The 21,562-nt window shown below is 54.6% G+C and carries 16 protein-coding genes; 7 read left to right on the top strand and 9 right to left on the bottom strand.

Translation table 11 applies throughout. The features are described 5' to 3' along the window. Positions 1 to 36: 36 nt before the first annotated feature. Both glnE and tfpB read right to left on the bottom strand, forming a co-directional pair. Positions 37 to 2,946, bottom strand: a complete 2,910-nt coding sequence (gene glnE, locus FHS30_RS15855) for a bifunctional [glutamate--ammonia ligase]-adenylyl-L-tyrosine phosphorylase/[glutamate--ammonia-ligase] adenylyltransferase (RefSeq protein ID WP_246341361.1) — start codon at positions 2,944 to 2,946, stop codon at positions 37 to 39. Positions 2,947 to 3,162: 216 nt separating this feature from the next. Beyond that, entirely contained in the window at positions 3,163 to 4,932 is a 1,770-nt protein-coding gene (tfpB, locus tag FHS30_RS15850) for a type IV pilus assembly ATPase TfpB (RefSeq protein WP_183911481.1), read from the bottom strand. Between the two features lie 156 nt (positions 4,933 to 5,088). Between tfpB and FHS30_RS15845 the strand changes: the two genes are divergently transcribed. The 7 genes from FHS30_RS15845 to FHS30_RS15815 all read left to right on the top strand — a co-directional run bounded on the left by FHS30_RS15845 (position 5,089) and on the right by FHS30_RS15815 (position 15,472). Then, positions 5,089 to 5,769, top strand: coding sequence for a TIGR00153 family protein (locus FHS30_RS15845; protein WP_183911480.1), 681 nt, complete (start codon positions 5,089 to 5,091; stop codon positions 5,767 to 5,769). A gap of 30 nt (positions 5,770 to 5,799) precedes the next feature. Then, positions 5,800 to 7,068: an inorganic phosphate transporter gene (locus FHS30_RS15840; protein WP_183911479.1), complete on the top strand. Its 1,269-nt coding sequence runs from the start codon at positions 5,800 to 5,802 to the stop codon at positions 7,066 to 7,068. A gap of 124 nt (positions 7,069 to 7,192) precedes the next feature. After that, a complete protein-coding gene (locus FHS30_RS15835; protein WP_183911478.1) occupies positions 7,193 to 7,987 on the top strand; it encodes a PhzF family phenazine biosynthesis protein in 795 nt (264 codons plus the stop codon). 139 nt (positions 7,988 to 8,126) lie between these two features. Beyond that, positions 8,127 to 9,275 carry an acetylornithine deacetylase gene (gene argE, locus FHS30_RS15830; RefSeq protein WP_183911477.1) on the top strand — a complete coding sequence of 383 codons (1,149 nt, stop codon included), beginning with the start codon at positions 8,127 to 8,129 and terminating at the stop codon, positions 9,273 to 9,275. 57 nt (positions 9,276 to 9,332) lie between these two features. Further along, positions 9,333 to 10,670, top strand: coding sequence for an amino-acid N-acetyltransferase (argA, locus tag FHS30_RS15825; RefSeq protein WP_183911476.1), 1,338 nt, complete (start codon positions 9,333 to 9,335; stop codon positions 10,668 to 10,670). A gap of 106 nt (positions 10,671 to 10,776) precedes the next feature. Next, positions 10,777 to 12,618, top strand: coding sequence for a dihydroxy-acid dehydratase (gene ilvD, locus FHS30_RS15820; RefSeq protein WP_183911475.1), 1,842 nt, complete (start codon positions 10,777 to 10,779; stop codon positions 12,616 to 12,618). Positions 12,619 to 12,844: 226 nt separating this feature from the next. Then, a complete protein-coding gene (locus FHS30_RS15815; RefSeq protein WP_183911474.1) occupies positions 12,845 to 15,472 on the top strand; it encodes a TonB-dependent receptor in 2,628 nt (875 codons plus the stop codon). Positions 15,473 to 15,614: 142 nt separating this feature from the next. Here the strand turns inward: FHS30_RS15815 and FHS30_RS15810 are convergent, their stop codons facing one another. The 7 genes from FHS30_RS15810 to folA form a co-directional block, all read right to left on the bottom strand. Further along, positions 15,615 to 16,961 carry a tetratricopeptide repeat protein gene (locus tag FHS30_RS15810; RefSeq protein ID WP_183911473.1) on the bottom strand — a complete coding sequence of 449 codons (1,347 nt, stop codon included), beginning with the start codon at positions 16,959 to 16,961 and terminating at the stop codon, positions 15,615 to 15,617. Positions 16,962 to 16,976: 15 nt separating this feature from the next. Then, positions 16,977 to 17,585 (bottom strand): energy transducer TonB, encoded by a 609-nt coding sequence (locus FHS30_RS15805; RefSeq protein WP_183911472.1) that lies wholly within the window; start codon positions 17,583 to 17,585, stop codon positions 16,977 to 16,979. A 6-nt stretch (positions 17,586 to 17,591) separates the two neighbouring features. Further along, entirely contained in the window at positions 17,592 to 17,993 is a 402-nt protein-coding gene (locus FHS30_RS15800) for an ExbD/TolR family protein (RefSeq protein WP_183911471.1), read from the bottom strand. Positions 17,994 to 18,067: 74 nt separating this feature from the next. Then, positions 18,068 to 18,595, bottom strand: a complete 528-nt coding sequence (locus tag FHS30_RS15795; RefSeq protein WP_183911470.1) for a MotA/TolQ/ExbB proton channel family protein — start codon at positions 18,593 to 18,595, stop codon at positions 18,068 to 18,070. Positions 18,596 to 18,605: 10 nt separating this feature from the next. Continuing rightward, positions 18,606 to 19,979, bottom strand: coding sequence for a MotA/TolQ/ExbB proton channel family protein (locus FHS30_RS15790; RefSeq protein ID WP_183911469.1), 1,374 nt, complete (start codon positions 19,977 to 19,979; stop codon positions 18,606 to 18,608). Then, positions 19,979 to 20,761, bottom strand: a complete 783-nt coding sequence (locus tag FHS30_RS15785) for a DUF3450 domain-containing protein (RefSeq protein WP_183911468.1) — start codon at positions 20,759 to 20,761, stop codon at positions 19,979 to 19,981. The genes FHS30_RS15790 and FHS30_RS15785 overlap by 1 nt, the downstream gene beginning before the upstream one ends. A gap of 294 nt (positions 20,762 to 21,055) precedes the next feature. Then, positions 21,056 to 21,562: a type 3 dihydrofolate reductase gene (gene folA, locus FHS30_RS15780; RefSeq protein ID WP_183911467.1), complete on the bottom strand. Its 507-nt coding sequence runs from the start codon at positions 21,560 to 21,562 to the stop codon at positions 21,056 to 21,058.

Raw genomic sequence — 21,562 nt, 5'->3', positions numbered from 1 at the left:
GCCTACTCCTAGTATTTTGGTGTCCCGCACGGGGGGCTAACCCGGGGACTGGGTCTCGGTTACGGGCCCAAACAACCGTTGCCATAAGTCAATTACGGCAGCGCGCTCTGTGCAAAATTGGCTGTCATCAAGGGTCACCGATTGGCGTTGTAACGCGAGGGCGTGACCCGTTGAACGGTAGGCTTTGTAGGCTCTAATCAGGCTGGCCACATCGTCAGCGGCCATCAGATTTGCTTCTTCCAGACAGCCGAGTATGCGAATGTTGTCCGAGTATCGCACCAGCGCCGGCACTTGGTGGGCCCAAGCTAAAGCGGCGTATTGAACCATAAATTCAATATCGACGATACCACCGGCGTCCTGCTTGAGGTGGAAGCCCTGGGCCCTGCCGCTGCCTAGGCTGGTGCGCATTTTTTCGCGCATGGCCACCACCTCTTGCGCCAGCTTGGTCAAATCCCGGGGCTGACACAGCAACGCCACGCGCAGCGCCTCAAACCGCGCCGCCAGAGCGGGCGCGCCGCATACGACCCGCGCGCGCACCAGCGCTTGATGCTCCCAGGTCCAGGCCTCATTGCGCTGGTATTTTTCGAAGGCATTCAACGAGGTTACCAGTAGCCCCGAATTGCCCGAGGGGCGCAGCCGCATGTCCACTTCGTAAACTTGGCCCGAGATCGTTTGGGTGTTGAGAATGTGGATGATTTTCTGCCCCATGCGGGTGTAGAAGCTGGGGTTGTCTAGACTGCGTTCACCGTCGGTATAGCCGTTGAGCTCGGTGTCGTGCACGAACACTAAATCTAAATCGGACCCGTGGCCGAGCTCGATCCCGCCCAACTTGCCATAGCCCACCACGATAAATTCCGGTGCCAGCACGGGGTTGCCTGCCACCACGGGGTAGCCGTGACGGGCCACCATTTGCTCCCAAACGAGCTGTTGCACATAGTCTAAAATGGCTTCGGCGAGCCACGTTAAGTAATCACTCACTTTCATTAAAGGCAGCACGCCGGCGACCTCCGAGGCGGCCACGCGCAATCCATGGGCCAGACGGAAGTAGCGCAGCGCCTCCATTTGCGCCTCGAGATCGTCGCGGTTAATGCGCAGCGTGGCTTGGCGCAATTCATCTGCCAGCTCCTCGCGGTTGGGCGGATGGTACAGGCTGCGCGTGTCGAGCAATTCATCGAGCAGTGCGGGGTGGCGCGACAGCTGGTCGGCAATCCAGGGGCTGGCGGCGCAGAGCTTCACCAGCTGGGCGAGTGCCGCCGGATTTTCGATGAGCAACACCAAATAAGCCGAGCGCCGCAACACGGCAACCACCAGTTTCAACACCCGCTGCAGGGTTTCGAGGTGGGGCGACTCCTGCGCCAGCAGCGCCATCAGGCGCGGCATAAAGTGGTCAAAGCGATCGCGGCCACTGGCCTGCATCATACGCAGTGCGCGCTGGCTATAGAGATCCCGCAATTGGCCATAGACCTCGGCAGGCGCGTCGAAGCCCTGCTCTGCTAACCAACCGGCCGCCGGCGCGCCATCCGCGTCCTGTTGAGGCTTGTGGAGCCCCATCAAAAAATCCTGCCAGCGCTGAATGTCAGTCTCTTCGGCCGCTTCATCTTCGTCATCGGGATCGGCGATCACCGCTTTAAATTCTTCATGTACGCGCCGGCGGTGTACAGCGAGTTGATCGTAAAAGCCTTGCCAGCTATCGAAGCCCATGACCTGCGCCAAGCGCGCCTGCTCTGCATCACCCACCGGCAAGGATTGTGTTTGGCGATCGGCGAGCGCCTGCAGCGCGTGCTCGGTGTGGCGTAAAAACACATAGGCATCGGCGAGGTGTTTCGCCGAGTCTGCGGGTAGCAATTCCCAGTCGGCCAATAGCGTCAGCAGGGGCAACACGCGTCGCTCCCGCAATTCCACATCGCGCCCGCCGCGAATCAATTGAAAGGCCTGCCCCACGAACTCCACTTCGCGAATGCCGCCGGCGCCAAGTTTGACGTCTTCATCCAAACCTTTGCGCTGCACCTCGCGGCTGATGAGATTTTTCATGTTGCGCAGTGAATCAAATGCGGAGAAGTCTACGTATCGGCGGTAGGTAAAAGGCATCAACAGCGCCATAAGATGGTCGGCGGCGGCTGTGCCTCCCTCGCCCACCCACGCCACGGGCCGCGCTTTAATCATGGCGAAGCGCTCCCAATCGCGGCCCTGGGTTTGGTAGTAATCTTCAATGGCGTTGAAATTGGAAACCAGCGCGCCCGAGTCACCGTGCGGGCGCAAGCGCATATCCATCCGAAAACAAAAGCCGTCTACGGTGACGGTATCCAGACTTTTTATGAGGCGTTGCCCCAAGCGGGTAAAAAATTGTTGGTTGTCGAGCGCTCTTGCGCCGTTGGTTTCGCCCGCTTCGGGAAAGGCGAAAATCAAGTCGATATCCGAGGATAGATTTAATTCCCAGGCGCCCAGTTTGCCCATGCCCAACACCACCATGGGCTGCGGCTTGCCGGAATGGCGGCCAATAGGTTGACCCAATTGATCACACAGGCGCGGGTAGTGCCAGGCGAGCGCCGCGTTCAATAAGCAGCTGGCCAATGCCGACAAGTCGGCGGTGGTTTCCGCCAGCGGTGCAAGGCCATTAAATTCGCGGTAGATAATTCGAATTTGTTCGCGGTGTCGGAACCAGCGCAAGCGGCGATTAAAGGTTTCTTCTTCGTCTTCAGCGCTTATTTCCGCCGCCAAGCGCGCATCGAAATTGCCGTTCGGTTGGTCGCTGTCGTCCATCACCTGCGACAGCCACTCGGGGTGTTTCTTGAGGGTTTCGGCGGCGAAATTGCTCGCGTGAAGCAGGCGCTGCAAGCGAACGCATTGCGCTGGAGAACACGCTGCGCGCGCGCGCAGCTCTGCCAATAGTTCCGAGTAACAGCTGAGCGTGCTGGGCGGGTCAGCGGGCAGGTGTAACGCAGTCATACATTCATCCTCGGTCACTGCGTTGATCATGCACTAATTTAGCTATCCCAAACAATTGGCAGTGGCGCTCCCATGCCCGCCCTGCTTTTTATTTGCACACCGCAGCCAACTGCTGGTGGCTCCACCTATTGCTAATCATTGTGGCCACCATTATTCAAATCGTGCTGGCTGTGTATAAGACAGTTTTACGCCACGCGTGGTTATTGGAAAAAATCACTAATCCTTATCCGGTGCCGGTGCCACGCGCATCACCTCTTCGATGGTGGTTAAGCCGGCGCCCACTTTTTGCGCGCCGGCCATGCGCAGGGTGCGCATGCCTTCTTTTACCGCTTGCTTTCGCAACACCATTAAATCGCCGTCATCTTTGATGAGCGATTTCACTGCGTCGGTGAGCATCATGATTTCGTAGATGGCCACGCGCCCCAAATAACCGGTATTGCGGCATTCCAAACACCCCACGGGCTGGTAAATTTTTGCGGGCGCGGCGGCCTTCCAGGGCGACACCAACTGTTGCCACGCGGCCTCGTCCACGGGCTGGGGGGCTTTGCAATGCGGGCACAAGGTGCGCACCAAACGCTGGGCCATCACCCCCAATACGGCGGATTTAATTAAATACGCCGGCACGCCCAAATCCACCAAGCGCGCCACAGCGGCGGGGGCGTCATTGGTGTGCAATGTGGACAACACCAAGTGGCCGGTGAGCGAGGCTTGAATGGCCATCTCAGCAGTTTCTAAATCGCGAATTTCACCCACCATGATGATGTCGGGATCTTGACGCATTAAGGTGCGCACACCGGCGGCAAAATCCAGCCCGATGTTGTGCTGCACCTGGGTTTGATTAAAGGCATCTTCCACCATTTCGATGGGGTCTTCGATGGTGGAGACATTGACCTGATCGGTGGCGATGCGTTTGAGTGAGGAGTAGAGGGTGGTGGTTTTACCAGAACCCGTAGGGCCGGTTACCAGCACGATTCCATTGGGGTGCGCGAGCATCGCTTGCCACTGGGCGAGATCATCGCCAACTAACCCCAGCTGCTCGAAGGAGCGCAGCAGCACGTCGGGATCAAAAATACGCATCACCATTTTTTCGCCGAAGGCGGTGGGCAGTGTGGATAAACGCAACTCCACCTCGTTGCCGTCGGGGCTCTTGGTTTTGATGCGACCGTCTTGCGGTTTGCGCTTTTCAGCGACGTTCATGCGACCCAGTACTTTCAAGCGCGAGGTCACTGCCATAGTGACATTCATGGGCAACTCGTACACCTGATGCAAAACACCGTCGATGCGAAACCGCACGCGGCCGATGGTGCGGCGCGGTTCAATATGAATATCACTGGCGCGTTGTTCAAAGGCGTATTGCAGCAACCAGTCCACGATGTTGACGATGTGCTGATCGTTGGCCTCGGGGTCTTTCGCGGCGCCCACCTCCAACAACTGTTCAAAGTTATTGATCGCCGAGGTGCTGCCGGCGCCCACACCCGAAATGGATTTGGCCAGGGCGTAGAATTCGACGGTGTAGCGATCGATGTCATCTGGGTCGGCAATGACTTTGGTGATGCCTTTGCGCGCCGTGTGGGTAAGCTGTTCAACCCAAGTGTTTACGTGCGGCTCGGCCGTGGCCACTACCAACTCATCCGGCTTTACCGCCACGCACAGAATTTTATGGCGCTGCGCGAACGCAAAGGACATCACTTCAGTGATGCGAGCCACATTGACTTCCAGCGGGTCAATATTCACCCAATCCAAATTGCTGCGCTCGGCCAGCCAACGTGAGAGTTGCTCGCCATCGAGGGGCTTGTCTTTGCGCGACGGGTCCGCCAGCTTGCGGGCAGCAATAACGGACAACGGATTGCGGGCTCGCTGTTTTTCGGACAGCGGAGTGCCCGCTAACAGGTTGGCATCGCCCTGGCTGATGCGCCCGTCCTCTAGTAGCGCCAGCGCCACTTTGCGCATCTCTAGGGGTCTGTCCGGCGTGGCCAACTGGTTCATATTTCCTCGCTTTGGTCTTGGCATTGGGCAGAATGTAACACAGCGCGAAAATACGCGCCTTGTAGGCAGTATATGCAGAAATAATGACCGATTGTTGCGTGACCCAGCGCACATCTCTCCCTATACTGCGCGCACTGAACTACGGGAGAGCAAATCATGCCGAGCGCCAACCCTTTTGCCATTCTTTTTGGCAAATCGCCCATAAAGCCCATGCAAGAGCACATGGCGGTAGTGACTGAAGCTGCCGGCCTGTTAAAGCCGTTTTTTGCGGCGGTGATCGCCAACGATTGGACCGCTGCTGAACAGGTGCAAATCAAGATCCACGCGCTGGAAAACGACGCCGACAAGCTCAAGAAGGACTTGCGACTGCACCTGCCCAAGAGCCTGTTTTTGCCGGTGCCACGCTCTGACCTGCTGGAGCTGCTGTCGGGCCAGGACCGCATCGCCAACCGCGCCAAAGACATCGCCGGCATCATGCTGGGCCGCAAGATGAAACTGCCCAAGGCCCTGGGCGACCAGATGATGGAGTTTGTCGGCTCTGCCGTCGAAACCGTGGAGCAGTCGCTCACGGCCATCAACGAGCTGGACGAATTGCTGGAAACCGGTTTTTCGGGGCGTGAAGTGGACATCGTCGCCAACATGATTGGCGAGCTGGACCGCCTGGAGAACCGAGCCGATGAAATGGAAGTCAGCATCCGTGCCGCCTTGTTTGCACTGGAATCTGAAATGCCACCGGTAGACGTTATGTTTCTCTACCGCGTGATCGACTGGGTGGGCGACGTCGCCGACCGTGCACAAAAAGTAGGCAGCCGACTAGAGCTGTTGCTGGCGCGCTAAGCGCCACCCATTAATTGCGGAGAATTTTTCATGTCAATTATTGCTGAATACGGGCATATCTTTATCGTCATGGCCTGTATTTTTGGGCTGTTTATGGCTTGGGGCGTGGGTGCCAATGACGTGGCTAACGCCATGGGCACCTCTGTAGGGTCCAAGGCACTCACCATCAAGCAAGCCATCATTATCGCCATGGTGTTTGAGTTCCTGGGCGCCTATCTAGCGGGCGGCGAAGTAACCGCCACCATTCGCAAGGGCATTATCGACCCAAGCGCTATTGCCGACACGCCAGAGCTGCTGGTGTACGGCATGATGGCGGCGCTGCTAGCAGCAGGTACCTGGTTGTTAATCGCCTCGATTCTGGGCTGGCCGGTCTCTACCACCCACTCCATCGTGGGCGCCATTGTTGGCTTTGCCGTAGCCGGCATCTCCATCGAGGCCGTTGAATGGGGCAAGGTGGGCACCATTGCCGCCTCGTGGATAGTGTCACCCATTCTGGCGGGCACCATTTCCTTCCTGTTGTTCCGCAGTGTTCAGCACCTGATTCTGAATACCGCCACGCCGCTCGAAAACGCGCGCAAGTACGTGCCCATGTACATGTTCTTTGTAGGCTTCCTGATCAGCATGGTGACTTTGCTGAAAGGCCTTAAGCACGTGTTTAAAGATAGCGGCCTGTCCTTGAGCTTCTTGGAATCCATGGGCATTTCGGTAGCCATCGGTTTGTTGGTGGCGGGCTTCGGCATTTATCTGCTGTCGCGGGTTAAGCCGGTTAGCACTGAGCAATCGCGCTTCGCCAACGTGGAACAAGTGTTTGCCATTCTGATGATCTTTACCGCCTGCTCCATGGCCTTTGCCCACGGCTCCAACGATGTGGCCAACGCCGTCGGACCTATGGCTGCCATTGTGTCTACCGTTAAGACCGGTGCCATTGGCGCTAAGGCACTCATGCCCGGGTGGATTTTATTGGTGGGCGCCATCGGTATCGTGATTGGTCTCGCCACCTATGGCTACAGAGTAATGGCCACCATTGGCAAGAAAATCACCGAATTGACGCCCAGCCGTGGCTTTGCCGCCGAGCTGGGTGCCGCGGGCACCGTAGTGCTGGCGTCGGGTACCGGCCTGCCCATTTCCACCACCCACACGCTGGTCGGTGCGGTATTGGGTGTGGGCTTGGCGCGCGGTATTGGTGCACTCAATTTGCGCGTGATCGGCAGTATCTTCCTGTCGTGGATTGTCACCCTGCCCGCCGGTGCATTGCTCGCCATTTTGTTTTTCTTCGTGTTCAAGGGCATGTTCTCGTAATCCATCGCGTTTACTGCACAAAACAAAGGCGCCTAAGGGCGCCTTTTTTAATTAAATCAAAGTTTTACTGGCGACCCGAGATAAATAAGCACACACTCAAGTTCTACCTATTGGATATCCTGCTATGGACTTGCCCATCTATCAGATCGACTCTTTCACGGATCAACGATTTAAGGGCAATCCCGCCGCCGTAATACCTCTGGACAAATGGCTGCCCGACGAAACACTGCAAGCCATTGCCAATGAAAATAACCTCTCTGAAACCGCATTCTTTGTGGCCAAAGACACGCGCTTTCAGCTGCGTTGGTTTACCCCTAAAGCCGAGGTGAAGTTGTGTGGCCATGCCACGCTCGCTGCCGCTGAAGTGATTTTCAACGCCCTGCAGCACCATCAAAACACCATTTATTTCGATACTTTGAGCGGTACCTTGATCGTTAAACGACTCGCCGACGGTCGCATAGAAATCGATTTTCCGGCACAGCCAGTGACGCCGATCTTGCTGAGTGGTGTGGAGCAAGCGTTGCTCATCACCGGTTTAGGCCTGACGCCCGGCGCCACCTTCGCCAATGAAGACTTGGTGGTGATGTGCGCCAATCAAAGCGCGGTGGCCAATATTGACCCCGATATCAACGCACTTAAGCAACTGCCCTTTCGCGGCATTATCGTCACCGCCAAAGGGGATAAATGCGATTTTGTGAGCCGCTTTTTTGGGCCGTCAGTGGGTGTCAATGAGGACCCGGTGACCGGTTCAGCACACACCAAGCTCATGCCCTTCTGGGCCGCCAAACTCGACAAATCCCTGTGCCAGGCCCGTCAACTTTCCGAGCGGGGCGGCAACATCGAATGCGAATTAAAGGATGATCGCGTGCTGATGCGCGGCCACGCCGTGCACTACATGCAGGGCACTATCCACATTTGATGTCACTGCGCATTGCCAGCAGGCGGCTAAGCTATCAAGCTAAGAGCGTTCTTCTTACCTAATAAAGGGGCCTATTAAAGGTACCCATTAAAGGAACCGACTTTTTTGACTGATACGCCGACCGCCTAGAGGCAAGTGCATGATCGACCTAAAACGCTACACACAGGAATTGAGTCAACTGGTGGCGTTGCCCTCCGTGAGTTGCGCAACGCCTCGCCTCGACACCAGCAATCGCGCGGTGGTGGAATTGCTGGCCAATTGGCTGTCAGACCTCGGTTTTACCTGTGAGCTGCAACCCTTGCCCGACCAACCCCACAAAGCCAATTTGATTGCCACCCGGGGCAGCGGCCCCGGCGGAATACTGCTCTCTGGTCACACCGACACCGTGCCCTACGACGCCCACAGCTGGGCGCAAGACCCCTTTTCGCTCACCGAGCGCGAAGATCGACTCTATGGTCTGGGCGCCACCGATATGAAGGGGTTTTTCCCCGTAGTGTTAGCCGCGCTGCGCGCCACCGATCTCCACAAGCTACAAGCGCCAATTACCATTATCGCTACCGCTGATGAAGAAACCTCCATGGCTGGCGCCCGCGCACTGGCGCTGCGCGGTGGCCTTCAAGCCCGCGCAGCCATAATTGGCGAACCCACGGGCCTCAGACCCATACGCATGCACAAGGGCATTATGATGGAAGCCGTGCACGTGCGTGGCCACAGCGGCCACTCCTCTGATCCTGCACTGGGTAACAATGCCCTCGATGCCATGCACCGGGTCATGTCGGAATTGCAGGCATTTCGCACTGAACTGCAAAGCCAACATCACCACCCCGGCTTTCACGTGCAGGTGCCCACGTTAAATTTGGGCTGTATTCACGGGGGCGATAACCCCAACCGCATCTGTGGCGATTGCGAATTACAATTCGACCTGCGCAGCCTGCCCGGTATGAACAACGCCGAACTGCACGAGCAAATTGCGCGACGCTTAGAGCCCCTAGCCATCGAGCTCGATGTGGACATTCGCCTGCGCGCACTCTTTGATGACGTGCCCGCCTTTGAGCAATCGGCGCACAGCGAGTTGGTAAAAGCCTGCGAATCCCTGTCAGGCTTCGGCGCCGTCAGCGCGGCCTTCGCCACTGAAGCGCCCTTTCTGCAACAATTGGGCATGGAGACGGTTGTGCTGGGCCCGGGCTCCATCGACCAGGCCCACCAGCCCAATGAATTCATTCCGTTGGCGCAATTGAGCCCCGCAGCTGGCATCATTCGACAATTGATAGAACACTATTGCCGATGAGCGGTATCGCAGATAGATATCGCTAACTATTTTCACCCTGCGCACTCAGGTTTAGTAATGACCGAACACAACCCCCAAAATCTCGCACAACAATACGTGGATTGGTTTCGCGACTCGTCGCCCTATATCAATGCCCACCGCGGAAAAACATTCGTCTTGATGTTGCCTGGCGAGGCCGTGCGCCATAAAAATTTTCACAATATTATTTACGATATTGCGCTGCTCAACAGCTTGGGCGTCCGACTGGTCGTCGTCCATGGCAGTCGCCCGCAGATCCAAGAGCGGCTCGAATTATCGGATTTGGAATCACACTTCCACGAAAATTTACGCATCACCGACCGGGAGGCCATGACCGCCATTATTCAGGCTGCCGGTGAAGTGCGCGTCGATATCGAGGCAGCGCTGTCCACCGGGCTGCCCAATTCGCCCATGCACGGCGCACAGATCCAAGCGATTAGCGGCAACTTTGTCACCGGCATGCCCATGGGGGTAATCCACGGCACCGACTTGCAGTACACCGGCAAGGTGCGCCGCATCAATATCAAACCCATGCGCCAAGCACTTGATATGGGCGCGGTACTGATCGTGTCGCCACTGGGCTACTCACCCACGGGTGAGGTGTTTAACCTATCCTTCGCCGAGGTGGCGACGCAGGTCGCCGTCACGCTACAGGCCGACAAGATTGTCAGTTTTGTGGAAGGGGCCGGTGTCGAAGACGAGCACGGTGGCCTGATACGCGAATTCATGTTGCACGAGGCCGACCAATACCTGAACTCGCCCCACAGCCGACCCGCCCACGGCAGCCGGCTGGCGCTCACCGCCTGCTATCAAGCCTGTACCCAAGGCGTGCCGCGCGCACAAATAGTCTCGTACAGTGAGGACGGCGCCTTTTTGAAGGAGCTGTTCACCCGCGATGGCAGCGGCTCCATGGTCTATCGCGACAACTACGAACAATTGCGCACCGCAACCATTGACGACGTGGGCGGCATTATCGAGCTCATTGAGCCGCTAGAGCGCGCCGGCGTATTGGTTCGGCGCTCGAGAGAAATGCTCGAGACGGAAATCGAAAAGTTTTTTGTGCTGGAGAAGGACGGCACCATACTCGCCTGTGCCGCGCTCTACCCCTACGCCATCGCGAAAGCGGAATTGGCCTGTGTGGTCACCCATCCCGGTTATCAAAAGGGCGGGCGTGCCGCAAAGCTCCTCAGGCAGTTGGAACGACAAGCGGTGCGCGCGGGTATCCGTGAATTGTTTGTATTGACCACGCAAACGGCCCATTGGTTTTTGGAGCAAGGTTTCGTACCTGGCGATTTGGACGCGCTGCCCGACGAGAAGCAATCTCTCTACAACTATCAGCGCAAATCGAAAATATTTATTAAGAAACTGGGCCTCTAGGTAATTTTGCTGCTAAAAACGCCAACTTAAAGGGTCGGCCAACACTCAAGATTCTGGTATGCTGGCCGGCCTTTCCCGCTGTCTCAGTTTAGTTTCGGAGTGCGCAATGCCAGTCTATCGTTCTAAAACCTCAACTCACGGTCGCAACATGGCGGGCGCGCGCGCGCTTTGGCGTGCCACGGGCATGAAGGACGACGATTTTCAAAAGCCGATTATTGCTGTAGCTAACTCTTTTACACAATTTGTACCTGGCCACGTGCACCTGAAAGACATGGGGCAATTGGTGGCCCGAGAAATTGAACAGGCCGGCGGCGTGGCCAAAGAATTTAACACCATCGCCGTCGATGACGGCATCGCCATGGGGCACGATGGCATGCTGTATAGCCTGCCCTCGCGGGACATTATTGCCGACAGCGTCGAGTATATGGTCAACGCCCATTGCGCTGACGCTTTGGTCTGCATTTCTAACTGCGACAAAATCACGCCCGGTATGCTGATGGCGGCTATGCGCCTGAACATTCCCGTGGTATTCGTCTCCGGCGGGCCTATGGAGGCCGGTAAAACGAAGTTGTCTGAGCACAAGTTGGATTTAGTGGATGCCATGGTCATCGCAGCCGACAGTAATGCCACCGACGAGCAGGTTGATGCCTACGAGCGCTCCGCCTGCCCAACCTGCGGCTCCTGTTCGGGTATGTTTACCGCCAATTCTATGAACTGTTTGACCGAGGCGCTGGGGTTGTCGCTGCCAGGCAATGGCTCACTACTCGCCACCCACGCCGACCGAGAACAATTATTTTTAGAGGCCGGCCGCCGCATCGTCGATATCACCAAGCGCTATTACGAAGGCAACGAAGAGCACCTGCTGCCACGCAACATTGCCTCAGTTTCCGCGTTCAACAATGCCATGGCACTGGACATCGCCATGGGCGGTTCCACCAATACCATTTTGCATTTGTTAGCCGCGGCACAAGAGGGCGGCATCGATTTTGATATGAAAAAAATTGATGTGCTCTCTCGAAAAATTCCGCAACTGTGCAAGGTCGCGCCCAACACCCCGAAATACCACATGGAAGATGTACATCGCGCAGGGGGTGTTTTTGGAATTTTAGGTGAGCTAGCACGCGCCGGTTTGCTCGATACCAGCGTGCCCACGGTCCACAGCGACACCTTGGGCGACGCACTTGCTCGGTGGGACATCGTGCAATCAAACGATAGTGCGGTGGCGAAGTTTTATATGGCCGGTCCCGCTGGCATCCCCACCCAAACGGCTTTCTCGCAGAGCACGCGCTGGCCCAGTCTCGACGGCGACCGCGAACAAGGTTGCATCCGCAATGTCGCTCACGCCTACAGCAAGGAGGGCGGCCTGGCCGTGCTCACCGGCAACATCGCAGTGGATGGTTGCGTGGTTAAAACATCTGGGGTGGACGAAGACATTTGGGTGTTCGAGGGCACTGCCTACGTTGTCGAAAGCCAGGAGGACGCAGTGGCGGATATTCTCGATGGCAGGGTTAACGCAGGTGACATCGTCATCATTCGCTACGAGGGGCCCAAGGGCGGGCCGGGAATGCAAGAAATGCTTTATCCCACCAGCTATTTGAAATCCAAGGGGTTGGGCAAGCAGTGCGCCCTGCTCACAGATGGTCGTTTTTCCGGCGGCACATCGGGCTTGAGTATCGGGCACGTGTCACCTGAGGCGGCGGCGGGTGGCGCCATCGGTCTGGTGAAAACCGGAGACGTCATTCGAATCGATATTCCCGCGCGCACCATCAACGTCAAGCTCACCGATTCAGAAATAGCACAACGTCGTGCCGAGGAAGAAGCCCGCGGTGCAGACGCGTGGAAACCACGCAAGCAGCGGCCAAGAAAAGTGTCTGCCTCACTGAAAGCCTATGCGCTCTTGGCGACCAGTGCCGATAAAGGTGCGGTGCGCGATTTAAGTAAACTCTAATTTTTCTAATCGAATTCTCGAATTTCTCTAGCCATCTAATACCTACGTAATAGATGGCTAGATCCGCCAGCTAATTAGTAATTTTTTTGTGTAAACTTGACCCATCAATCGCATTTTTTTGCAGTCCACCGCAATACATTGTCACAACCCTCATACCCTGTTAGTTTTAGGCGCGGCCCATTTACGGACCGCAACATAATACTAATTTGTGGAAAGGGTAATCCTCATGGAACATCACTCGCTATTCCCTCGTAAAACGCTGTGCACAGCTGTTTTGGCCGCACTGGCGATCACACCGTTTGGCGCAGTCGCGCAAGATGAAAAATCGATTGAAGAAGTTACCGTGGTAGGTTCGCGCATCGCGCGCGGCGCAGACTTTAATAGCCCTACTCCGGTTGAGGTTTTTGACAGAGACACGATTGAAAAGTCTGGCTACAACAATCTCCAACAACTTTTTGAAAAGTCTCCCGCCGCCGGCAACGGCACCTTTTCAACGCGTGGTAACAACCAAGACTCTACAGCCAACGGCGCAGCAGCCGTAAGTCTGCGCGGCATGGGTGCAGACGCGACATTGGTATTAGTCAACGGTCGTCGCGTAGCCATCAGTGCATTCGCTGAAGGCATCACTACCAACTTTGTTGATATCAACGCCATTCCCGTTGGCGCCATTGAGCGCGTCGAAGTGTTGAAAGATGGGGCGTCAGCCATTTACGGTTCTGATGCAGTAGCCGGTGTAGTCAACATCGTATTGCGCAATGATTTCGAAGGTGCAGAAGTATCTGTCGGTTACGGTGACACCACAGATACACACAATGACGAACGTACTTTCTCTGCCATCTGGGGCGTAAACGGCGCCAACGACTCGAACTTGACACTGATTTTTGATCACTTCAGTAACTCATCTTTGATGAATAAAGATCGGGGGCGCTTAGGCACCGCAAACCAATCAGCAAACGGCGGCATGGACTTCCGTTCTTCGAGGGGTTATCCAGGCCGCTTCATTGTAGATGGCACTACGACAATTGACCCTGCCTGCCCACCAGAAAATGCAGCTGGTCAGACCTGTGTTTACGATTACGGCCCATGGAATGTATTAACGCCCGCCGCCGAGCGCACCGGCCTTACGGTAATGGGCCACACTGACATCACAGACGGCATTGAATTTTTTACTGAAATTGCCGTACAACACAATACCTCAATGGCCCGTGGCGCGCCGACGCCACTCGATGAAAGCGCAGCACTCACAGTGCCTGTGACGCACCCCGACAACCCATACACTGGCGCAACAACGTTGGATGTTGGTCGCTACCGTACCGTGGATGCGGGCGCACGGGAATGGGATATCGAAACCGACAATTTACGCGGTGTGTTCGGACTTCGCGGTGAAGTCAATGGTTGGACCTGGGAGACCACTGTTCAACGTGCACGCAGCGAATCTATGCAAACGGGTAACCGCTCACAGGGTTGGGTGCGTACCGATCTACTGCAGCAGGAAATCGATGCGGGTCGCTACAATCCATTTGGCGCAGCGCAAAATCCTGACAGCGTCATCAACTCCATCACCACGAGCCTAGTGCGACTCGGCACATCGCATATGACCGCATTTGACTTCAATGTTAGCGGTGAATTATTTGACCTTTCTGGTGGAACCGCGGCAATGGCTGCCGGTGTTGAATACCGCGAAGAGAAGGCTTCCGATACCCCGGATGATCAATTTCAACGCGGCCTGATTTTTGGTACTGAGTCTGTGTCGGCTTCGGCGAGTCGCGATATTACATCTGCTTACGTAGAAATGGCCCTGCCAGTGCTAGACAACTTTGATGTGACAGTGGCAGGTCGTTACGATGACTACAGCGATTTCGGCTCCTCCGTAAATCCAATGGTAAACGGACGCTGGACTATCAATGACACCTTGTCTGTTCGCGGCTCTTGGGGCACAGGCTTCCGTGCACCCTCTCTTGCTCAAATAGGCCTTGGCCCATCGCAGGAATCACAGTTTTTCGTAGATACCTACGGTTGCGCCATTAACCCCGCCTACTGCACCAGCACTGATTACACGATCATCTTTGCTGGCAACCCAGAGCTAGAAGCTGAAGAATCGGAGTCGTTTAACTTCGGCGTAGTTTACGAGCCCGTAGATGATCTTCAGTTATCTATGGACTACTGGAACATCACGCAGGAAGGCAAGATTGATGAAGTACCCTTTGGCTACATTTACACCCAGTTCTGTGGCACACAAAACAGCACAGTGTGTGTGCGCTCAGCGGCTTTGCCGGGCGAAAGCTTAGGCGCACTGCAGTCCATTAATAGCGGCTTTATCAACATCGGTGAACAGAGTGTGACCGGCATTGATTTAGCAGCGCGCTACGGTGGTTTGAATGTTGCTGGCGGCGATCTCAGTCTCCGTATGGATTACTCCTATCTCGTTGAGTTCGAGCGCGTGGAACTTAGCGCAGACGGCAGCAGCTTTAAGACCACTGATCTGGCAGGTGAGTACGAGTATCCACAACACCGCTGGGTTGCCGCCGGTGACTGGGATATGGACAACTTTGGTTTAACGGCGAGTATCAACTACACCGGTGAATTCGAAGATACGCCAGATATCGATTTTGATGGCACCGCTGACTACGACACCAATACCTCACGCACGGTAGATGCGTTCGTCACGCTCAATTTACAAGCCCGCTATACCGGCATTGAAAATGTGCACTTATCCTTTGGCGTCGATAACGCCATGGATGAAGACGTACCATTCGCCATCGGTGACGGTGACTCCGACCTCTATGGCTATGTCTCTGGACAACACAGCCCGCGCGGTCGTTTTGTCTACGGTAAGATGACCTATAGCTTTTAATCGCTAGTAAAAGTGGTATTGAATTAATTCAATACCACTTTTTACTGTCTTCTTATGAGTACTAAAGGTCATCGATAGATCGATATTGAAAACATAAAAAAGCCGGCATAAGCCGGCTTTTTTATTTTTCCATCCAGAGAAGTTAGAGTGCTAATTGCTTTTCGCGTTCGCGCTCACTCTCCGCATACTGAATCCACTGTCGCGCAAACTTAGCGGAGCGCTTGTCTTCAGCGGCTTTTTTGAAGGCCTTAATAGCTGAGTCATACTGCTTTTTATTGACGTGGGACATGCCCAAAACAATTTGCAGTTGATCTTCGCGCTTAATGCCTTTGCGCTTTAGCGCAACCTCGCCGGAATCAATGGCTTTATCGAACATATCATTGTCCAGATAAATGCCGGCCAATCGTGCATACAGATCACCGGTATCTGACTTAGCAGCGGCGCGCTCCATAACTGGCAATGATTCTTTAACTTCCTGAGCCATACGCAAAGCAGCAGCGAGGGTCTCAAGGTTCTTTGAAGTTGGCTCAATGCGCTTGTCTTTTATGCCCTTGTCGATGATTTTGGCGGCCTTGTATGGCACCTCTTCACCCAAGAACAAATAGGCAATGTTGAGTAACTCTTTGTCATTGGTGACCGCACCCATAAGGTAGGCAGCCTCCAGTGCGTGCAGCTGGTCTCTCTCGCGATTTACTGCGCCGTACATACCGCCAAGCTGACGCCAATAGGACGCTTTCGGGTAGTGCTTCACCAGCTTCTCAAGAATTTGAACAACTTTTTTGTTGTCGCCCTTCTCGTAATAAATTGCACGCTGCAAGGCGAACCAGTTTTCCTTGGGTACCTTACCCTTGGATTCGTAGTCGTTGACTGCCCAATTGATATCGGGCAACGCCTTGTTAAAATTGTTCAAAGAATAATAGGCTTGGCCACGCAGCACATAGGCGTCAGCACCCACGATGGGCGACGCTTCCATCCAGCGCGTCAAAACCTCAATGGCTTTAGGGTAGTCTTCTTGGATGAAGTACAACTGGGCCATGGTGTACAAGGTCGCCGTTTCCAATCCAACGGGAATATCGTCGGGGTTGGATACAACGCGCTCATAGGCGCGCAACGCTTCTGCATAGCGCTCCAATGAGTAATACACAAAGCCATAGTAGTTGTTTAGCTGAGCAAGCTCATAGCCGTTCCACTTACCACTATCTTCTTTGACGTCGTTCAGTTCTTTCAGCGCGCCATTCCAGTCGCCTGCATCGGCAAACACCTGAATTTCTGCGAGCTTCTTATAGACGTTTTCACGCAATGCCGGGGTCTTACGCGTCTTTTGCGTATTTTTCGGCTTGTCGTCCTGCGCAAATGCAACACCGGTGGTCGCGTATTTCGTCAGAGCGCTGTCTTGCAACACCACACCCGTTAGCGCTGGCGCTAACAATATTGGCGCAGCAAACAGGGCATTTCTGACGATGCGGGTAACTGCTGTTTTAACGTTCATAGTCACTCCCGTCAGTTACTTCGCAATCGCGAAGGAAATTTTGTTACGTACACCGGGTACTTCGATGGGTTCGCCATCAACAACCCGAGGTTTGTATTTGAATTTGAGGGCCGCTTTCATCGCCGCGCGATCAAATACACCTTCAGGGTCAGCTTCGATAACAACTGGGTCGCGCACGGAGCCATTTTTGGTAACCACAAACTCCACAATTACGTAACCTTCAATACCACGCTGTAACGCACGACGTGGGTATACAGGCTGCACCTTAACGATCGGGAGATATTCGCCATCGCTGGCAAAACCACCAATTCCACCCACTTTTAAGTTCGCAGCCAATCTTGGTGCGCCCATGTTGATGGCGTTAGGGTTTAGATCGGGAGTATCAAAATCCATTTCCGGCATTTCTGGCGGAGGATTTTGTGGATCGTCTGGCTTTACAGCCGGTTCGGTGTCGTACTCGGTTTTGATTTCGCGGTCAGGCATGTGGATATCCACGACCTTGATGTCTTCCACATCTTTTGGTTCAGTGACGTTCATCTGAATCAAAAAGTGCATCAGGAAGATTAATCCTGCTGTGGTAGCCGCTGCCAGTGCCGCTGCTACACCAATTTTTAAGATGTTCATAGCGAGTTACTTCAGTTCGGTAGCGACAGACACATCGAGAACAGACACTTCACGCGCGGCCTCGATAACCTTTTGGACGAATTCGATTTGAGCATCATTGTCAGCTTGAATCACCAGCGCCCCTTTGGGGTTTTCTGCATGCAAACGCTCAATATGCGATTTGATGTCGCGCACGTCCACCTGCTGCTTGGAGATCCAGATTTCGTTATTGGCGTTAATCGCTACCAAAATATTGGCATTCTTTTTCAGGATGCTAGTCGTAGCATCGGGGCGATTAACTTCAATACCGGCTTCTTTAATGAACGATGCGGTCACGATGAAGAAGATCAACATGATAAACACCACGTCGAGCATGGGCGTCAAATCGATCGCACCGGCTTCCTCTTCTTTGGTTGGTCTTTTACTCATGACGGTTCTCGTTGTAACTGGTTAACGGGCGGCGGGTCTAGGACCCACCGCTTCGCCTGGCCTCGCCGGAGCGATTAATGATCCATCGTGAGATGGTCGGCCAGCAACTGGGATTCATTGGCTGCTGTACGGGTCAGGAAGGTGTTGGCAAATACGCCCGAGAGCGCTGCCACCATGCCTGCCATGGTTGGAATGGTCGCCTGAGACACACCACTCGCCATGGATTTGGCATCACCACCACCGGTCACTGCCAGGATGTTGAACACCTCGATCATCCCCGTCACGGTTCCGAGCAGACCTAGCAGAGGACACAGTGCAACCATTGCTGCGATCATGTCCATATTGCCGTTGATCTTATCAGAGATGCGTGAAATCAGCGCGTACCGCACCTGATGTGCATGCCAGGATTTGCGCTCTTTGCGGGCCTCCCAGCTATCAAGTGCAGATTGCACGTCGCCTTTCAGACTGCCTTTGAAATACCAAACCCGTTCGAAAATAAGGGTCCACATGACAAAGGTCAGGACGGCGATCCATTTAAGGATGGGGCCGCCCGAGTCCATAAAGGCGTTAATGGCTGCTAGCGCGTCCATCAATGCCAACATGGTTTATCTCCTACTTCTTTTCGGCGTTTTCAGCAATGATACCAGCGCTCTGCTCATCCAGAATATGGATAACGCGCTTGGCCTTGGTGTTAACCAGGGTGTGCATCAAAACTGTCGGAATTGCGACTACCAGACCCAGCACCGTGGTTACCAGAGCACCAGAAATACCGCCGGCCATGGCCTTCGGATCGCCCGCACCAAAGATGGTGATGGCCTGGAAGGTCACGATCATACCGGTAACGGTACCCAGTAGACCCAGTAGCGGTGCGACCATGGAGATGATCTTCAGCAGCTGTAAGCCGGATTCGATAGCGGGACGCTCTTTCAGTACCGCTTCTTCCAGTTTCAGCTCCAGCGTTTCACCGTCCAGACCTGGGTTGTCTTCAGCCACTTTCAACACGCGACCCAGTGGGTTGTTGGTGTTGGCTTTCTGAGCTTTCAGCTGAGCGTTAACCTTGCCGGAAATGCCCATCAGGACAATGAAGCGCCACAGCGCCAGTAGGGCCGCGAACACACCGACTGCAGAGATGATGTAGCCTACAGTGCCACCTTGATGCCAACGCTCTTCCAGTGAAGGCGTGTTGATCAGTGCAGACAAGAGTGAGCCACCAGAAGGACCCGTGGGGTCGATGCCGGTCTTAGTGAAGCCGCCTGTTGCATTTTGCAAAGCTGCAGCGCCGCTCAAGTGTGCATCGGGCTGACGAACCAGCTCTTCAATCTTGCCGTCTTTGGGCGAGTAGCTTAAGTACTTACCTTCAGAGATCAGGTTGTAGTTACCAATACGCACGACAGTTTGGTTCAGCTTGTCACCGTTAGGCTTGATAACACTCGCCTGGAAGCTAGTGACATTGCCACCTTCGATGGTTTCACGCTGCATTTCGTACCACAGGCGCTCAATCTCTTCGATTGAAGGCAACTTGGTTGCAGAGTTCATCTTGTCGATGAGCGCATCGAGGAATTCAGTGCGATCGCCCAACTCAGCGGAAACAACAGAGTTGTTTACGTTGGAGCGCAGATCACCTGCGGTAGACGTCAAGTGACCAAACAGCTCCTTCAAGGAACCCAAACGCTCTTGCAACTGCTTGCGCTTAGCGGCTACTTGAATTTCCTGAGCCTTGTACTTGGCTTCCAGCTCCTCAGAACGCTTTTCTTCGGCCAATTTGGTGGCCTTGGCTTTATTCAACAGTGACTGCTGATTGGCCTTGTCGCGTCGGAACTCAGCTTCACGCTGCTGATGTTCCTTGGTCTCGGAAATTTTAGAGTTTTGAACCATCTTTAATAGTTGGTCCAGTGTGGCGGCTTTGTCGTCCTGAGCGAACGCAGTGCTGGCGCCGAACAGGCCTACGACTGCAACGATCAGGCAACGCTTAGCAAACATCTTCATTATTTAGCCTCCGGAGCCAGAATCGGTAAGCCCATGATATCGTTGGTCGCTTGTTTCTTAGCGATCTTGATACCTTGCAGGATTGATGAACGGTATTCGCCGGAATCCAGCTCTACCCATGCCTTTTGACGGGCATCCCAGGCACCGGACAACTTGGTGTCGGTAGTCTGGTACATCAAGGCAACACGGCCTACGCGGAGGATGTTAACTTCGCGGTCAACACCACCGATGTTCAGCGTATCTTTGTAAGTATCGATCTTGCGACCGTACTCAGATTCGATTTTGTACGCTTCCAGCACCTGGCGGAATTTTTCAGCGACGGTAATGTCGGCACGCTCTTGGTTGTTGCGCAACTGCTCAACTCGCTCCATGCGCTCGTCCAAGTGGAAAGGCACGTCCAAGTTAATGAACTGCTCCAAACCATCCAGCATGCGCAGGATCAGCGGCTGGATTTGACGCTCCATCACAGTCACTTGATTGATGGATTCTTCCAGATCATTCAACACCACCAGCTGGTTAGCAATTTGCTTTTCCTGCTGAGCGTTGTATACGCGCAAGCCTTCAATCTGCTTGTTAACAGTTTTGAATTCCTGCAGCAGCGCGTTAGTTTCTTCAGCGATCTTGTCGATACGCTTCTGAGACTGCATAGCCGCCGTAGTTTTAGCTTGGCCTGTCTGCAGAATCGCATTCAGGGTTTGGTCTGCCTGGGCCACACTGCCAATCAGTGCGCCTGCAGAAAGCACTGTGGACAAGGCCACGGCTTTCAATCGTTGCTTCTTCATAGTTCCCCCAACTCGGGTGCTTTTGCAATCAACTTGTATGCGTCAGTTCAACTGCCACACACACGGATATACGCGTTGCTCTGGCGACAGTTAAGGGGGGCATTGTAAAGACCCCCTTCGCCAAGATTCAACGACTAGACGAAATCCCAAAACCAGTTTGTGCCTTTAGGTAACATCTCGGTAACAGATGGGTAACAACTCTCGGAATGTACATCCAATAGCGGTAACACCAGCCCAAAAAATATACAACTGCTTGGTGATTCGCCGTGAAACATGCGCTAACTGCGACATGAATCACGTTCGACGCAGCACTATAAACGAATAGTCGTGCGGATTGGAACCACCTGCGACCCGCCGGTCTTCGCTTATTTGCTGCCACTGGCTTGGTTCGATGGCAGGAAAGTGAGCGTCGCCCGGCACCTCCGCATGCACCTGCGTCAAGTATAGACGGGACGCCAAGGGTAGGGCTTGCCGATAAATCTCGCTACCGCCGATAACCATCGCTTCGTCGACGCCGGCCTGTTCAGCCATGTTGCACCCGAGCGCGATGGCCTGCTCAACCGAGTTACAGACCGTAACACCCTCAGCGAGCCAATCTGGCTGCCGCGTAATGACGATATTGGGGCGCCCCGGCAGCGGTCGACCAATCGACTCGAAGGTTTTGCGCCCCATGATAATTGGCTTGCCCATGGTTACGCGCTTGAAGTAAGCCAAGTCGTCAGGCAGGTGCCACGGCAGCTGGTTATCGCGCCCGATGGTGTCATTTTCTGCTTTGGCGACAATCAATGCGATCTCAGTCAT

Source organism: Simiduia aestuariiviva, assembly GCF_014192475.1.
Lineage (GTDB): Bacteria > Pseudomonadota > Gammaproteobacteria > Pseudomonadales > Cellvibrionaceae > Simiduia > Simiduia aestuariiviva.
Note: the sequence above shows the minus strand (reverse complement) of the source record. Positions and strands in the feature narration are given on the sequence as shown.

Bases quoted from the DNA above. Each gene is read 5' to 3' on its own strand.
- FHS30_RS15815 (WP_183911474.1), top strand. From the start codon at position 12,845: ATGGAACATCACTCGCTATTCCCTCGTAAAACGCTGTGCACAGCTGTT.
- ilvD (WP_183911475.1), top strand. From the start codon at position 10,777: ATGCCAGTCTATCGTTCTAAAACCTCAACTCACGGTCGCAACATGGCG.
- glnE (WP_246341361.1), bottom strand. From the start codon at position 2,946: ATGACTGCGTTACACCTGCCCGCTGACCCGCCCAGCACGCTCAGCTGT.
- FHS30_RS15795 (WP_183911470.1), bottom strand. From the start codon at position 18,595: ATGTTGGCATTGATGGACGCGCTAGCAGCCATTAACGCCTTTATGGAC.
- FHS30_RS15790 (WP_183911469.1), bottom strand. From the start codon at position 19,979: ATGAAGATGTTTGCTAAGCGTTGCCTGATCGTTGCAGTCGTAGGCCTG.
- FHS30_RS15835 (WP_183911478.1), top strand. From the start codon at position 7,193: ATGGACTTGCCCATCTATCAGATCGACTCTTTCACGGATCAACGATTT.
- argA (WP_183911476.1), top strand. From the start codon at position 9,333: ATGACCGAACACAACCCCCAAAATCTCGCACAACAATACGTGGATTGG.
- FHS30_RS15785 (WP_183911468.1), bottom strand. From the start codon at position 20,761: ATGAAGAAGCAACGATTGAAAGCCGTGGCCTTGTCCACAGTGCTTTCT.
- FHS30_RS15810 (WP_183911473.1), bottom strand. From the start codon at position 16,961: ATGAACGTTAAAACAGCAGTTACCCGCATCGTCAGAAATGCCCTGTTT.
- FHS30_RS15800 (WP_183911471.1), bottom strand. From the start codon at position 17,993: ATGAGTAAAAGACCAACCAAAGAAGAGGAAGCCGGTGCGATCGATTTG.
- tfpB (WP_183911481.1), bottom strand. From the start codon at position 4,932: ATGAACCAGTTGGCCACGCCGGACAGACCCCTAGAGATGCGCAAAGTG.
- FHS30_RS15805 (WP_183911472.1), bottom strand. From the start codon at position 17,585: ATGAACATCTTAAAAATTGGTGTAGCAGCGGCACTGGCAGCGGCTACC.
- folA (WP_183911467.1), bottom strand. From the start codon at position 21,562: ATGACTGAGATCGCATTGATTGTCGCCAAAGCAGAAAATGACACCATC.
- FHS30_RS15840 (WP_183911479.1), top strand. From the start codon at position 5,800: ATGTCAATTATTGCTGAATACGGGCATATCTTTATCGTCATGGCCTGT.
- FHS30_RS15845 (WP_183911480.1), top strand. From the start codon at position 5,089: ATGCCGAGCGCCAACCCTTTTGCCATTCTTTTTGGCAAATCGCCCATA.
- argE (WP_183911477.1), top strand. From the start codon at position 8,127: ATGATCGACCTAAAACGCTACACACAGGAATTGAGTCAACTGGTGGCG.